The 15,796-nt window shown below is 37.4% G+C and carries 15 protein-coding genes; 4 read left to right on the top strand and 11 right to left on the bottom strand.

Annotated features, from left to right (window positions below; translation table 11 throughout):
* Positions 1-39: 39 nt before the first annotated feature.
* Positions 40-1,041, bottom strand: a complete 1,002-nt coding sequence (locus tag HNR69_RS04440; protein ID WP_011608452.1) for a substrate-binding domain-containing protein — start codon at positions 1,039-1,041, stop codon at positions 40-42.
* 8 nt (positions 1,042-1,049) lie between these two features.
* Positions 1,050-2,102 (bottom strand): TrmH family RNA methyltransferase, encoded by a 1,053-nt coding sequence (locus HNR69_RS04435; protein ID WP_075293702.1) that lies wholly within the window; start codon positions 2,100-2,102, stop codon positions 1,050-1,052.
* Between the two features lie 165 nt (positions 2,103-2,267).
* On the opposite strand from HNR69_RS04435, the gene pssA reads away from it, so the two are divergent.
* Positions 2,268-3,635, top strand: coding sequence for a CDP-diacylglycerol--serine O-phosphatidyltransferase (pssA, locus tag HNR69_RS04430; RefSeq protein ID WP_075293654.1), 1,368 nt, complete (start codon positions 2,268-2,270; stop codon positions 3,633-3,635).
* A gap of 29 nt (positions 3,636-3,664) precedes the next feature.
* Here pssA and HNR69_RS04425 read toward each other — a convergent pair whose 3' ends face one another.
* From HNR69_RS04425 to HNR69_RS04415, 3 genes are all read right to left on the bottom strand, one after another.
* Complete coding sequence (locus HNR69_RS04425) at positions 3,665-4,375, bottom strand: 3'-5' exonuclease (RefSeq protein ID WP_011608455.1); 711 nt, start codon at positions 4,373-4,375, stop codon at positions 3,665-3,667.
* Positions 4,372-6,252: a DUF294 nucleotidyltransferase-like domain-containing protein gene (locus HNR69_RS04420; RefSeq protein WP_075293653.1), complete on the bottom strand. Its 1,881-nt coding sequence runs from the start codon at positions 6,250-6,252 to the stop codon at positions 4,372-4,374. The genes HNR69_RS04425 and HNR69_RS04420 overlap by 4 nt, the downstream gene beginning before the upstream one ends.
* Before the next feature lie 101 nt (positions 6,253-6,353).
* Positions 6,354-8,264, bottom strand: a complete 1,911-nt coding sequence (locus HNR69_RS04415) for a bifunctional 5-dehydro-2-deoxygluconokinase/5-dehydro-2-deoxyphosphogluconate aldolase (protein ID WP_075293652.1) — start codon at positions 8,262-8,264, stop codon at positions 6,354-6,356.
* A gap of 242 nt (positions 8,265-8,506) precedes the next feature.
* On the opposite strand from HNR69_RS04415, the gene HNR69_RS04410 reads away from it, so the two are divergent.
* Positions 8,507-9,349, top strand: coding sequence for a MurR/RpiR family transcriptional regulator (locus HNR69_RS04410; RefSeq protein WP_011608458.1), 843 nt, complete (start codon positions 8,507-8,509; stop codon positions 9,347-9,349).
* A gap of 36 nt (positions 9,350-9,385) precedes the next feature.
* Here HNR69_RS04410 and HNR69_RS04405 read toward each other — a convergent pair whose 3' ends face one another.
* From HNR69_RS04405 to HNR69_RS04385, 5 genes are all read right to left on the bottom strand, one after another.
* Positions 9,386-10,150, bottom strand: a complete 765-nt coding sequence (locus tag HNR69_RS04405; RefSeq protein ID WP_075293651.1) for a class I SAM-dependent methyltransferase — start codon at positions 10,148-10,150, stop codon at positions 9,386-9,388.
* On the bottom strand, positions 10,126-11,226 hold the full coding sequence (gene trmA, locus HNR69_RS04400) for a tRNA (uridine(54)-C5)-methyltransferase TrmA (protein WP_075293650.1): 1,101 nt from the start codon (positions 11,224-11,226) through the stop codon (positions 10,126-10,128). The genes HNR69_RS04405 and trmA overlap by 25 nt, the downstream gene beginning before the upstream one ends.
* Positions 11,227-11,290: 64 nt before the next feature.
* Positions 11,291-11,620 carry a MaoP family protein gene (locus tag HNR69_RS04395; protein ID WP_075293649.1) on the bottom strand — a complete coding sequence of 110 codons (330 nt, stop codon included), beginning with the start codon at positions 11,618-11,620 and terminating at the stop codon, positions 11,291-11,293.
* Between the two features lie 53 nt (positions 11,621-11,673).
* Positions 11,674-12,282, bottom strand: a complete 609-nt coding sequence (dsbA, locus tag HNR69_RS04390) for a thiol:disulfide interchange protein DsbA (RefSeq protein ID WP_075293648.1) — start codon at positions 12,280-12,282, stop codon at positions 11,674-11,676.
* A 9-nt stretch (positions 12,283-12,291) separates the two neighbouring features.
* On the bottom strand, positions 12,292-12,558 hold the full coding sequence (locus tag HNR69_RS04385; protein WP_011608463.1) for a YihD family protein: 267 nt from the start codon (positions 12,556-12,558) through the stop codon (positions 12,292-12,294).
* A 66-nt stretch (positions 12,559-12,624) separates the two neighbouring features.
* Between HNR69_RS04385 and mobA the strand changes: the two genes are divergently transcribed.
* Both mobA and HNR69_RS04375 read left to right on the top strand, forming a co-directional pair.
* Entirely contained in the window at positions 12,625-13,212 is a 588-nt protein-coding gene (gene mobA, locus HNR69_RS04380; protein ID WP_011608464.1) for a molybdenum cofactor guanylyltransferase MobA, read from the top strand.
* Between the two features lie 118 nt (positions 13,213-13,330).
* Complete coding sequence (locus HNR69_RS04375) at positions 13,331-15,337, top strand: OPT family oligopeptide transporter (RefSeq protein ID WP_012340925.1); 2,007 nt, start codon at positions 13,331-13,333, stop codon at positions 15,335-15,337.
* Positions 15,338-15,458: 121 nt separating this feature from the next.
* Here the strand turns inward: HNR69_RS04375 and HNR69_RS09560 are convergent.
* A partial coding sequence (locus HNR69_RS09560; RefSeq protein WP_260156852.1) for a tetratricopeptide repeat protein occupies positions 15,459-15,796 on the bottom strand: 338 nt, incomplete at its 5' end.

Here is a 15,796-nt window from a genome sequence, read left to right as displayed (position 1 = left end):
CACAGCAAAAACCTTATAAAAGTAAAACAAAGTGATTTTTTAAATACTTTCACCTAAATGAATATTATATCCGAGATTGATCATGTAATTTTCAGGTACAATACCTTCTATACGATTAAGTAATTCTTTTGCCGCCACTTCACCGATATTTAAGCGTGGTGTGCGTACTGTGGCAATTTGTGTCGTTAAAGATAATCCAACATTTAACCCATGGAAGCCTGCAATACCGATTTCTTTAGGTACGTCAATTCCTTGACGTTGACATTCAAATAACGCACCAATTGCTAAATCATCATTGGTACAAAAAATGCCATCAATTTGGGGATGTTTTTTTAATGCCAGTTTTAATTGTTCCGCACCTAAAGTAAATGATGAGGGTTCTTCCGTGAGGAGACTGTGAGGTGTCAGTTGATGTTTTTTCATTGCTTGTTCGTAACCCTGCATTTTTAAACGGGTACGTTTATCCATACGAGCAGAGAAATAGACAATATTTTTATAGCCTCGTTTAATCATTGTTTCCACCATAGACTGTGCTGCCGCTATATTGTTAAACCCCACCACTTGTTGTAAACCGAATTCGCTGGTATCCATAATTTCGACAACGGGAATATTTGCCACATCTAACATTTTTAGCGTTCTTGCCGAATGTTCTGTTTCCGACAAAATAAGTCCATCAATGTTATAAGAGAGAAGCGATTCAATTCGTTTTTCTTCTTTTTCTTGACAATAACCATAATGGGCTAACATGGTTTGATAACCTGCTTGATCGGTAATATTCTCAATACCTTTAATTACATCGGCAAAAACATGATTTGTTAAAGAGGGTACAAGTACACCAATCGCTTTGCTTTTCGCATTGGATAAAATTTCCGGTGCACGATTAGGAATATATCCGAAGTGTTCTATAGCTTCGGCAATACGCACACCTGTTTTCGGTGCGACAAGACGTGGATCACGCAAATAACGACTTATCGTCATTTTAGTAATACCAAGATGAGAGGCAATATCTTGCAAAGTGGGGCGTTTACGTTTATCGGGCATTTTTTATCCTAACATAACTTTATTTCTGTCCATTTTGCCAGCAATATGCCTGTTGCAACAGAAACATTCAAGCCGTGTTTTAATGGATTAACTAATGACAAATTAATCAGTTCATCTGCTTTATCCGCTAATGATTCAGTATCAGCTTCACTCAGTACAAATGCAACTTTATCATTGAGTTGTAATTGCTTAATGGTTTTGGCGTGTTTATTTGAGCTTAGATGAACGATTTGATAGCCTGCTTGTCGCAATTTAACCAATGCCGTTTCAGTGCGATCAATTTCCAGCGGGTGAATATATTCCATACCGCCTTCTGCCACTCGCATTGCTACTGCAGAATGAAGAAGTTCAACATCGTCAATAACAACCGCACTTATACCATAACATACACAAGTGCGGATAATTCCGCCAATATTATGTGGATTACGCACACCATTTAAAACCAATAGGCAGTTTTTTTGCTGTGGAATATCTAAATAGCCGTGCAAAGTAAATGGACGGCGTTTTTTGACCAACATGCAAATACCGCCATGATGTTCAGTGCCGCTGACTAAGGCTAACTCGCTATTATCTACTACATGATAGACTTTTTTATTGCTGGCTAAATAGCTAAACAAATCCCCCACTTTATGTGCCATTTCTACCGTAGTCCAAACACGCACAATACTTTCCGGACGTTGTGCAAAAAGGGATAAACAAGCATTTTCACCATATACTTTCATTTCCTCTGCACGATTTTTCTTGATCTTCTCCGGTGCACGTGGCGATAAAGGGCCAGTTTTCTTTTCAGTTTTTGCAACTAAACTTGAACGTTTTAGCACAACTTGTACTTGTCCTGTACCGTTTGGCTTTTCCATAGTGGTATTGATAATATGAGTGTGGGAAGCCGTATTTTGTGTATTTTGAGGGCGAGAGTGCCGATTGGATAAAGCTCGCTTTGAGTTATTGTCAACGTGCGGTGATTTTGATGTAGATTTTTCATATCTTTTGTTGCTGACAAAGCGTTCAGTAAAGCGTTTTTCATTATTTGCTTGTTGAAAAATTGGTTTTTTTGTCTTCATGTTGGATATTAATTTAAGGTTAGAAAAAGATAAAGTGAGCAAAAAAACACCGCACTTTATAGAGTTTTGTGAACATTATAACGAAAAAATACCTTTTTTCTACCAAGTTACCGACTAAATATTGTAAACTAGCCAGCCAAACACAAACTCGTAGAGAAGTGAATTATGTTGATCAATAAAACAAAACGGGCGAAACAAAATTTGGAGCGGTTACCTTGTATTCCTTTGCAAGCAGAGCAAGTTGAGTTTATTTATCATTCTTCAGATTTTAAACAACAGATTATTCAGTGTATTCGTCAAGCAAAATCAAGAATTTATTTCACCGCACTTTACTGGCAAAACGACGAGGCGGGACAGCAAATCCTAGATGAGATTTATCGTGCTAAACAGGCAAATCCTGAATTAGAGGTAAAAATTTTGGTTGATTGGCATCGTGCACAACGTAATTTACTTGGTGCTGAGAAAAGTGCCACGAATGCGGATTGGTATTGTGATGAACGCAGTAAATATCAGTTGGCTGACGATCCTAATATATTTTTTGGTGTGCCAATCAATACTAGAGAAGTATTCGGTGTCTTGCATATTAAGGGATTTGTGTTTGATGATACGGTTTTATATAGCGGTGCGAGCATTAATAATGTGTATCTACACCAACAAACAAAATATCGTTATGATCGTTATCATAAAATTGAACATGAGAGATTGGCTGATATCTTAGTCAGCTTTGTTAAGAATTATTTATTCGATCCTAATGTGGTTTATCCGCTTGATTCCGGTGATCGTCCTAAAACCAAAGAAATTCGTCAGTATATTCGTAATTTTCGTAAATATCTTGCCGGTGAGGGACAGTATTATGTGGAATCTTCCGTGACCTTAAATGACAGTTTGACGATTTGTCCATTATTTGGGTTAGGTGCAAATCATAATTTACTTAATCAAACCATTGAAGATTTATTTCAAGTTGTTGAGGATAAGTTAACAATTTGTACGCCTTATTTTAATTTTCCTCGTTTATTACAGCAAAAAGTACGCCGTTTGCTGGCTAAAGGAAAGCAAGTAGAAATTATTGTAGGTGATAAAACTGCTAGTGATTTTTATATTCCTCCATCAGAGCCTTTTAAAATGGCGGGAGCATTGCCATATCTTTATGAGAAAAATTTGCGTCATTTTAGTAAAAAATTTACCAAGCAAATTGAACAAGGGCAGTTAGTTGTCCGGATTTGGAAAGATGGTGAAAACAGCTACCATCTAAAAGGCATTTGGGTTGATGATTGTTATATGTTGTTGACAGGAAATAATTTAAATCCTCGTGCTTGGCGTTTAGATGCGGAAAATGGCTTATTTATCCATGATCCGAAACAACAGTTACAAGCACAAATTCAACAAGAGTTGACCTATATTCGTCGAAATACTACTGTTCTAAAACATTATACTGAGTTAAGTGATCTGACTCAGTATCCGAAGCCGGTACAAAAAATATTGAAAAAATTTGCCCGCATTAAAGCAGATAAGTTAGTGAAGATGATTTTGTAAGGGTTATTCAAAGCACTTCATTTCAAATATTAACCGATAGATCGGCGATAAATTTCGCCGATTTCTTTTGAACTCTTACCAAACACCTTTTCTAATTGTGCCAAAAAAAGCTCACCGGCAGATATTGCATCAATAAGTGCATTATGACCGATATATTCGGGCAAATTATATTTATTACGAATATGGCTAAGTTGATAATTATTTTCGTTGTCCTGACATAACGAACGTTCAATTTTTAAGGTATCTAACCAAAACAGAGGAAATTGCGATAAATTATAGCGAACGTTCAGATAATGTAAGATAAAACGCTTTTCTATAGTGGAGCCGTGAGCAATAAGAATACGTCCTTGCATCAGCTCAAAGAGTTTATTCATTGTATCATCTAGGGTTTCTGCCCCATTTAGCATTTGTGGCAAAATATGATTGATAATAACAGTATCTTCTTTAATTTCTTGTTGCTCGGCGACGAATTGATGCCATGCTTTTGAAATATCTAATGTTAAATTGTCAATGGGAACGGTAGCGACACTCAAAATATTATCCATCATTGAATTCAGCCCTGTGGTTTCGAAATCAATTACTAAGTAGGAAAGTGCGGTCAAATCTGTGGAACTTTTGGGGTAAGGCTTTTCAAATAACCTTTTCCATTGCACGGGTAAATTATCTTGATTAATAAAGATTTTTCGCTGTTTTTCCAATTTATTCAACGGATGAAATTTGTTGAGGAAATTTTTTATCATCTCATTATTCCTCGTTGTGAAAAACGTATCTCTGCCGCCTCTTGAAATTGGGCAATTAAGCGAAAAGCATCTTTAAGGTGATTTCGTTCAAGGGCACTTAACTCACTGGGATCGATATGATTAGTTAGTTCTTGCTGTTGTTGCAATGCGTCTGATTGATATTTAAAACGCATATTGCAGACAAATTGATATACCTCCAGTGCATTATTAAGGGTTTCTTTATTCAGAATACCTTGCTTGTAACAATGTCTAAAACGCTGTTCAGTTGACATAGTTTGTGCTAAACCGGCAGCAAGTGCGTAAATTCGTGCAAGATCTACTAATAAACTGATAGCACGTTTTTTCAAGTTAAGTTTATTTTTATGTTCACCTTCTTTAATAAGAACAAAATTTCGGAAAATACTTAATGGGGGTTTTACTCGAATACTGTTTGCCACTAAGAACGCTAAAAAGCGTTTATTGTGTGCGACTAAATCGACAAAATATTGCTGGAGTTGATCTGCCAAATTAAGATCACCGTAAATACCTCGCATATCCATAAATACAGAGGCATTGAGCAAACCTTCTAATTCAGATGCAATAATCCAACTACGGAAATTTTCTTTCCATTCCTGTAGAGAAACACACCAGCGTGCATTTATTGCCATATAGTTACCCGTGCAGTAAGGATAGCCGCATTCATGCAATCCATTGTTTACAAATTTAGTTAGTTGTACAAAATATTCCTGTTCAAGTGCGGTTAATTTTCTTTCTAAAATGATTGCATTATCCTGATCTGATAAAGGGTGCATTTCATAACGAGCCTGTGAACCTGCTACAACCCAAGCATAGCGACAAGGCGGAGTTCCTAATTCATGTTCAGCCATCATGAGCAACTTACGGGCAAATGCATCAGCGATAAGCGTCATCACGTGCATAATATTATTATAAGCGACACCTCTCTCTAATAAAGCACGGAATAAATCCCGTTGCTGTTTAGCTATTTCTACAAGCAAAGGCAGCGTATTTGCTTGAAAAATACGGTTAATGATAAAAACAGATTGCATACTGTTTTGTTTTACAAGATCTGTGGCGGTTAAAATACCTTGAACTTTATCATCAACAATCACCGGCAAGCTACGAATATTATGTTGCATCATCATGGAAATAGCTTGTAGTACTAATTCATCACCCCTAATCACAGGAGGATTAATGTTCATGATTTCTGTCACTAACGTATTTACATCTAAGCCTTGTGCTACAACTTTTTTGGTCATATCCCGATCATGAATAATGCCAATCAATTTGTTTTGTTGCATCACTAAAGCAGAAGAACGGCGTTGTTCACACATTCTAATCGCAGCTTGTTGTAATGTCGTATTCGTATCAACAAGAGCAATTTTAGGATTAGCAATATCAATCACTTTTTTCATGAAAATATCATTTTGATTTTTTAAAAAGTTATTTTTTGCCAAACTGTTTAGTCTTTTTCCTGCATCAGAAGAAAAGTAAGAAGCGTACTCAGGAAATTTTTTTAAAAGTTCATTTAAGCGTTGAAAAGGGATTTGATAAATTAACGTATTTTCCAACGCATAAGCCTGATATTTATCTTGCTCGTGATGATTGAAAATACTGAAACCAAAACAATCGCCACTTTCCAATCTTGCTCTTAATTGTCCTGATTTATTGACTTGCTCCACTGATCCCATACGCACAATATACAAGTTTTCATTATTATTGAGGCTATCGATTTCATCATTTGTGATTAGTTCCCCTTTGGGGATATAACGAACTTCAATATTCTGTGCAGTAAGACGAATTAAATCATGAGGTAAATGTGTAAAAGGGGGAACCTGTGCAATAAATAATTCGATATTGGGAATAAGTGAGCTATCCATGTGAGACCTTTGTTTTATCGAAAGTGAGCTACAACTATAGCAGAAATTAACCCGACACAGCTGCATCGGGCTAATTACATTTAGTATTTTTGAGAAGATAATTAGTTTTTACGATTTTTCCATAATTTAATTAATCTTCTATAACGCTCTGAGGTTTCTTTGATGAGTTTCTCATCATCAATTTTACCAGCTAACCAATCAGCCGAAGGTTGTCCAAAAATTGTTCTGCCTACAGCAAACCCTTTTACTAAAGGTGCGTTTGCCGACGCTTTAAACACATTCTCAAAGACTGCTTCAGGTGCGTCTAAGCCAAGGATTAAAATACCACGGCAATGTTTGTCATTTTTTTCAATGACTTGACTGATGTCTGCCCAAGTTTTTGCGGATACTCCCGGTAATTTCCACCAATCCGGTTTAATGCCGAGAGAATAGAAGTGGGCAATCATATCGGTGTAGTAACTTTCTTTTTGCTCCATATCCGCAGGCAAAATGATCTCCAGTAATAATTCGTGACCTGTACGACAACAAGCACGATAAACTTCTTTTAATGTTGCATCTTGATCTGCTTTTAACTCTGCCTTGTCTGCTGGATGATAGAATGCTAAACATTTAACGACATGTTCTGCGGGCCAACTAATGAGTTGACTACCTAAATCACCATGCTCTAAACGCAATGGACGAGAAGATGGCATTTCTATTGGACGACCAATCCACCATTTTTTACCGGTAATTTCATTGAGTGCTTCTTGACCAAATGTGGTATCAGCTAAAACGCCGGCATTGCCATTATAAATCCCCTCTTTTTGAGCGGTTTGTTCTGCGGCTTTAAGTAATAACGTTTTGAGTGTTGGAATACGTTTCAAATCTGCACCGCACTTTTCAGCCATATCAACCAATTGTTTACGATGATCAAAGGCAAAAATACATAAATCATGCCATTGTTGCTTGCGTGTTGTAACACGGTGTAAATGGTTTAATTGTTCGTCTAAGTCCGGTCGAGGTACCGATTCCGCACGGGAGAGATAATTATCTAATTCTTCTTTAGTCGGCATTGCCGGGGCACAACCATGGCGAGAGACGACCAACGCACCGCAAGCATTTGCATAACGACAACATTGCTCCCAACTTTCACCGTTAATATAGCCACGTAATAAACCTGACATAAAGGCATCGCCTGCACCTAAGACATTCAAAACTTCAACACGTACGCCATATACATTAATACCACCGTCAATATGATTCGGAATATCGCCCTCAAAGACAGAACAACCTAACGCCCCACGTTTGCAAACTAACGTAGCGTTACTGACTTTACGTACATTTTTTAATGCAGTTAGCGTATCAGTTGACCCACCAGCAATATGAAACTCCTCTTCTGTACCAACTAAGACATCAAAGTGATGTAAAACTTCTTGTAAAGATTGTGTAACGGCTTCAGAGTCAATAAAACGAGTTTCACCATCACCCAATGAAGTTAATCCCCAAAGTACAGGACGATAGTCAATATCCAGTAAACGTTTTGTTCCATTACGACCTGCGTATTCAAGTGCGGTTAAAACCGCATGGCGAGTTTTTGGATGGGATAAATGCGTTCCGGTAATAGCAAGTGCTTTCGCCGAAGCAATATATTCTTCATCAAAATCATCAGCGGTGATTGCCATGTCTGCACAATTATCACGATAGAAAATTAATGGAAAAGTATTTTGATCTTTTATTCCTAAAATCACTAGAGCAGTCAGCCGCTCTTTATCCGTAATCAAATGGCTCGTATCTACACCTAGACGCTGCAATTCCTCACGTAAGAAACGTCCCATATGTTCATCACCTACACGAGCCAACATAGATGATTTTACACCTTGTACAGCTGTTCCATAAGCAACATTACCTGATGAGCCGCCGAGATATTTAGCAAAAGAGCTCACATCCTCTAAGCGTGAACCGATTTGTTGAGCATATAAATCTACGGCAACTCGTCCAAGACAAATAAGATCTAATGTTTTTTCTTTTTTCATTGTGCTTCTCCTTGCGTGATGAAGTCATCACAAAAAACGGATATAGAATAAATTATTGTCTTAAATTGAAACATATATTTCAAAAATGTCTAGAAATAAAATTAATATTTGAGATATTGATCACAAAGATTAGCTATCTCGCTGGTATATAAAGTCTTTTAAGTAAAATAAGAATGAAATTTCCTTTTCAAAGTGGTATAAATTTAACTTATTACTGAGAGAAATACAAAGGAAGAGATAGTATGCAAGAACATTCTCAACTCGTTACATTACAAAATGAAATCCGTTCACGCTATTCGACTTTGAGTAAACGTTTGAAACAGGTAGCACAATATGTCCTTGATAATCACAATAGCGTAATTTTTGATACTGTTGCGACGATATCTGAACGTGCCGGTGTTCCTCCTTCTACGCTTATTCGCTTCGCAAATGCGTTTGGGTTTAGTGGCTTTAATGAAATGAAACAAATTTTTCGTGAAAATTTGATTGAAGAAACGGCGAATTATACGGAGCGTTTACAAGTTTTCCGTCAGCTGGAACCGGAAAAGAGCGAGCAACATAATCTGCAAGATATTTTGAATATTTTTGCACAAGCCAATAATCAAGCACTAAAACAATTAAGTAGCCAAACTACCACAAAACAGTTAAAAAGTGCGGTAGAAATATTAAAAAATGCACAGAATATTTTTATCATTGGATTAAAACGTTCGTTTAGTATTGCCTGTTATTTGGATTATGTGTTGCATCATTTAGATTGCCGTTCTTTTTTAATAAATGGATTAGGCGGTATGTTTGATGAACAATTAATGCAAGTGAAAAACGGTGATGTCATCGTGGCGGTGAGTTTTTCACCTTATGCCAAAGAAACGCTGGAAATTGTTAGTGCAACCTCACAAAAAGGTGTCAAACATATTGCCATCACTGATAGTCAAATTAGTCCATTAATTGCCTCCAGCGATGTTGCTTTTGTCGTGAAAGAAGCACAGGTAAGCGGCTTCCGTTCACAATGTGCTACGATGACATTGGTACAAACTTTAGCGATTTTATTAGGCTTAGAAAAAGAGAAAGAAACACAAAATTCTTAAAAATAACGATTAAGATTTGGTGATAAATGTCAGCAACTAAGTTTTGAGATAAATATCAAAACGATGATTTTTGGTTTGGTGACTGAAGTGCGGTGTTTTTTTAGCAAGAAAATCTGCGTAATCGGGACGCTTTACTACCGCTCTTTTTTGTGCGAGCAATAAGGCAGGTTCTAATAACATATCAGCATCCAAATCTGCACCGATTAAATGTTGAAAAATACGCATTTCTTTTTTAACCAATGCACTTTTTTGTTTATGAGGATACATCGGATCCAAGTAGACAACATCAGCACCTTCTTCACTCGAATTTAATTCTTGAATATGTGCTATGTCCAGCAATTGCATATTCGCCTGCATCATAGTCCCTATTTCTACATCGGCATAAGCACGCTTCAAGCCGTCTTGTAATAACAAATGGACTACCGGATGGCGTTCAACCAAACGGACTTTACACCCCAAAGCAGCCAGCACAAAGGCGTCACGTCCCAAACCGGCAGTTGCATCAATAACTGTCGGCAGATAATTACCTTTGATCCCTACCGCTTTTGCCACAGCTTCAGCTCGACCGCCTCCAAATTTACGACGGTGAGCCATTGTGCCGGTCACAAAATCCACATAAACAGCACCAAGTTTCGGCTCATCTAATTTGCGTAATTCCAAGCGAACCTGTCCTTCCACTTTTGTTTGCACCAGTGCTAAATAACTATTAGGATCGTGAATCAAACCTTTTTGTTGACAAAGTGCGGTAAATTGCACCGCACTTTCTGTTTCACAAATTAATTGGATTTTTTGATTAACCATACACCACTTTCCATATGCTCTGTATAAGGGAATTGATCAAACAAGGCGGCTTTTTCAATACGATGAGTTTTAGTTAATTCTTGCAAATTTTCACATAATGTATATGGATTACAGGATATATATAAAATCCGCTCATAGTTTTGTACTAATTTTACTGTTGCCATATCAAGTCCAGATCTTGGGGGATCAACAAAAATGGTATTACATTGATAATCTTGTAAATTAATGCCTTTTAAGCGATTAAATGTACGCACACCGTTCATAGCTTGCGTAAAGTCCTCTGCGGACATACGAATAATGTGTAAATTATCAATTTTATTTGCTGCAATATTAAATTGAGCCGCACTTACAGAGGGTTTTGCAATTTCTGTCGCTAATACTTTGCGAAAGTTTTGTGCTAGGGCAATAGAGAAATTGCCGTTCCCGCAGTAAAGCTCAAGTAAATCGCCCTGACTATTTTTAGTACAATTAATTGCCCATTCCAACATTTTACAATTTACCGTTGCATTAGGTTGAGTAAAGCTGTTTTCTACTTGGCGATAAATATACTGTTGATTTTTGACAGGCAAAATTTCATCAACAAAATCTTGCTGTAAACAAATTTTTTGTTTATTTGCACGACCAATAATTTGTACATCAAATCCTTGTTTTATCAGTTGTTGTTTCAATTGAGTTGCTGCCTGTAGCCATTCTTCGTTAAGTGTTTTGTGGTATAACAAACTGACAATGATCTTGTTGCTCAAAGTACTGAGATAGTCAATTTGGAATAAGCGATGAGTTAAAATATTGTGTTGTTTAAGCAAAGGCAATAACGCCAGCATCATTTGGTTAATCAACTGACTGGCAATAGGAAATTGATCGATACGAAAACGTTGTTTTGTTTTTTGATCAAACATAATATGATAGAAATCATCTTGTTCATGCCAAATACGAAATTCGGCACGCATACGGAAATGGCTTGTTTCGGAAGCAAATACGTCAAGCGGTGGTGAATTAAAAGGTGCTAGAAGTGCGGTCAGCTTTTGTTGTTTTTCTGCTAAAAGTGCGGAATATTGTTCAATAGGTAAACGTTGCATGATCTTCAGTATTGAGCTAAAAATGAAAAGGTGCGAATTTCGCACCCTTTTACTTAATCTTAAGTTATTCGGCAGAGAAATCATCCGGATTGTCAGCACCAACAACGCCTGATAATGTGTAAACACGTTTACTGGCAGAAATACGAGTGCGGTATTTATTCCAAGTTTTCTCAAAATATGTTTCTGCCGGGCGTTCACCACGACAGAAAGCAACGAAGGCTTTTTCCTCTTCTGTCACCGGCATACGCATGCCTAAATCTAAAGCCTTAAATGCTTGACCATATTGCTCTAACGTTTGAGATTCACGAATAGTGTAATCACCATGACGAGCAAAACCTCGTGGATAATTTTTATCATCAAAAAAACGACGTGTAACACTAAAACTCTCTGCCATAATATCCTCTATCTTATTTTGTAAAAATCGGCTCGCATTAAATCAATTTTTTGTTATTTTTGCAATAAACCTTTAACAGTTTCTACATAATCCTTGATAAAACCGTCTGTTGTACGGGATAGACCTTCCGCATTTACTTTATATTTACCGTTAATATAAAATTCAGGTGTTGCTCTTACGCCAAGTTTTTTTGCTAAGGCAATTTGTTTGTTTGTTTGAGCGGTGACGGCAAAACTATTAATTCCTCCGTCAAACTGTACCGCAGTAATACCGTTTGCGAGAAACACTTCACGAATATTGTCTAAAGTAGGTGCTTTTCTTTTTTCAATAATCAATTCAAATAGAGGCATTTTAACTTTTTCTTCTATGCCTAAGAGAATTGCTAATGACCAAGCACGAACAATATCTTCGCCCATCCAATCAACATGATATTGTTTGAAAGTGACATCTTTGGGCAAATCAGCTTTAATTTGTTGTGGAATTTGATATGTTTTTTCAAAATTAAAACAATGGATACAACCAAAAGAGAAAAATTCAATCACTTCAGGTTGAACGGAACGAGGCTGCTCTAGTTCAATATACTGTTTTCCTTCTTGTAATGCTAAGGCTTGAGTTGAATTTAAAAAGAAAAAAGAGGCTAATGCCCATAGAAATTTTTTCATGTAATACTCCTAATCAATAATGCCACGTGCTTTTAATAAGGCTGTTTTAAAATCGTCTTCATAATCTTTTTTGATGCCGGGAATAGGCTCATTTTTATCTGTACCATACATTTTTAGGTGATAAATAATAACCTCGTCGGTTAATTCCGCAATGGGCTTATCAAAACCGGTTTCCTCCGCAATTTTTTGTAAAACTTGGATTAAATGTAAATCCGGATTGTTAGACCAATAGGGCTGTAAAAGTTCCAACACTTCGTTTAAACGATGACATTTCATAAAGTTTTCCTTATTATTTAACCCAAACAGCCGATAATCATACTTGAAATAGGTAAAGAAGAAAATATGGCAACAACAATTAGTGCAGTAATTTTAGCTGGTGGGCAAGCTAAACGAATGGCTGGGTTAGATAAAGGATTACAACTGCTTCAAGGTAAGCCTCTCTATCAACATTGTTTGCAAAGGTTAACCCATCAAGTGAGTAGTATTTCTATTAATGCTAATCGTCATCAAGCTATTTATCAACAAAGTGGGGTAGAGGTTTTTGGTGATGAATTGGAGGATTTTCAAGGTCCTTTAAGTGGAATATTGACCGCACTTGAACGAGCTAATACGGATTTTGTGCTTTTTGTGCCTTGTGATAGCCCTTTTTTGCCGTTGAATTTATGTGAAAAGTTGCAAAGTGCGGTGGAGAATTCAAAAAGTTTATTAGCTTATGCAAATGATGGTGAACGTGAACATCCTGCTTTTAGTTTATTGTCCACTCAACTTAAATTACCGTTAAGAGCTTATTTGCAGTCCGGTCATCGTCAAATGTTACAATTTTTTCGTCAACATAAGGGTATTTCTGTGGATTTCCGCTTACAAAAACAGGCTTTCGTGAATATGAACACATTGCAGGATATTGAAAAATATCAAAATATTTATGCTTAATTTTTTGTTTTAATTATTAATTACCTTAATTTGAGCATAAATATATGAAAAATCATTTTTTTTACTAAGCAATTAGAGTAGACTTCCCCTCTGTTGATATATTACATAGGAATAAAAAATGTTAAGCAAACAACAATCATTAAAAGAACTCACATTTCGAGGAATGTTATTGGGGGCGTTGATCACTGTGGTATTTACGGCTTCCAATGTGTATTTGGGTTTAAAAGTCGGGTTGACTTTTGCCTCATCAGTTCCTGCAGCGGTTATCTCAATGGCAGTATTAAAATTTTTCAAGGGGTCTAATATTCTTGAAAATAATATGGTACAAACTCAAGCATCCTCAGCCGGAACATTGTCTTCCGTTATTTTTGTTATCCCTGCTATGTTGATGCTGGGATATTGGCAAGGTTTCCCTTTTTGGCAAACATTATTGATTTGTATTTCCGGCGGTATGCTAGGGGTAATTTTCACTGTGCCGTTGCGTAATGTCATGGTAGTGAAAAGTGATTTGCCTTACCCTGAAGGCGTTGCCGCAGCAGAAGTATTGAAAGCGGGTAATGATGAAATCGGTGGAAGAGGTGTCAAAGAACTTACAATCGGTGGTCTGATTGCAGCGGTAGCCGGGTTTTTAACTAATGGTTTACGTGTAATTGCGGATAGTGCAAGTCTTTGGTTCAAAGGTGGAAATGCAATTTTTCAAGTGCCGATGGGTTTCTCACTCGCTCTGTTAGGTGCGGGGTATTTAGTGGGTATGATTGGCGGTTTAGCCATTTTATTAGGCATTTTTGTTGCTTGGGGAGTAGCAGTTCCTTACTTTACTTCTGTCGCACCCATGCCGTCTGATGCCGATATGATAGGTTATGCTTTCAGTATTTGGAAAAATAAAGTGCGTTTTATTGGTGTAGGGACTATCGGTATTGCGGCAATTTGGACTTTATTGGTGTTAATGAAACCAATGATTCAAGGTATGATCGAGTCATTTAGAGCTTTGAAAGATCCGAATGCAAAAAATACTGACCGCACTTCCCAAGACTTATCTCCGACAACGCTGATTTTCACCACGTTAGTAAGCGTTGTATTAATTGTATTGGCTTTATATAGCTTTATAAATCCTGTGGGTATTGAAGCCGGCACGGCGATCATTTTAATTTTGGTTTGCACTTTACTTGCTGTCGTTATCGGTTTCTTAGTAGCAGCAGCGTGCGGATATATGGCAGGCCTTGTTGGTTCATCATCAAGCCCAATTTCCGGAATCGGTATTATTTCTGTGGTAACAACTTCATTAGTGTTAATGCTTGTGGGTTCTGCTACAGGTTTATTAGACACGGCGGAAGGTCAGAAATTTTTGACCGCACTTACGCTATTTACCGGTTCAATCGTGGTTTGTATTGCGGCAATTTCTAATGATAACTTACAAGATTTAAAAACCGGTCAATTAGTTGAAGCAACACCTTGGCGTCAACAGTTTGCCTTGATTATCGGTGTGATTGTGGGGGCGTTAGTTATTGCTCCTGTATTGGAAATTCTTTATCACGCCTATGGTTTTGCCGGTGCAATGCCTCGTGAAACTATGGATCCGAGCCAAGCACTTTTCGCACCGCAAGCAACCTTAATGATGACTATCGCAAACGGTATTTTTTCTCATAATCTCGAATGGAACTATATTTTCTTTGGTATCGGCTTTGGTGCGGTTTTAATTTTCATCGACAGCGTATTGAAAAAGGCGTCTAACAAACGTTTAGCGTTACCAGCATTGGCAGTAGGAATGGGGATCTACTTACCGCCGTCAGTCAATGCACCAATCGTTGTCGGTGCATTGCTTGCTTGGTTGATTAATCGTCATTTAGAAAACTTTGCGAAACGTACAGGCAAAGATCTTGCTGATGTGAAGAAAAAAGCGGAACGTTTCGGCACATTATTTGCAGCGGGTCTGATTGTGGGTGAAAGTTTAATCGGGATATTACTGGCATTTATTGTTGCAGGTTCCGTTACTTCCGGAGGTTCTGATGCACCGCTAGCATTACATTTAGAAAACTGGGAGAGTCTAGCTCAAGTATTAGGCTTAATGATGTTCGCTACGGGTATAACAATCTTTGCATTACGTGTACTCAAGGCGAAACAATAATATTGAGAAAATTAAATAGATATTTACAAAAAACCTCCAGCTTTTTAAAGCGGAGGTTTTTTATACATAATTTAGAAACGAGAAAACTAAGTAATATTCACTTCATAACAATACCTAACGATTAACGCACACCCTGTTTATCTAATCTGGCGAAATCTTTACATCCCTGAGCGTTGCCGTTATCGCATGCTTGACCGTAGAATGCTTTAGCTGTAGAAACATTTTTTTGTGCCCCTCGTCCTTTTTCATACATATCGCCGAGATAGAGTTGTGCTTCTGCAATGCCTTGTTCAGCGGCTTTTGTGAACCAATAGACGGCTTGTTGATAGTTTTGAGCAACGCCTTGTCCGTTTGCATACATCACGCCGAGATAGAGTTGTGCTTCTGCAATGCCTTGTTCAGCGGCTTTTGTGAACCAATAGACGGCTTGTTGATAGTTTTGAGCAACGCCTTGTCCGT

The sequence above is a fragment of the Histophilus somni genome (genome assembly GCF_014202395.1).
GTDB lineage: Bacteria > Pseudomonadota > Gammaproteobacteria > Enterobacterales > Pasteurellaceae > Histophilus > Histophilus somni.
Note: the sequence above shows the minus strand (reverse complement) of the source record. Positions and strands in the feature narration are given on the sequence as shown.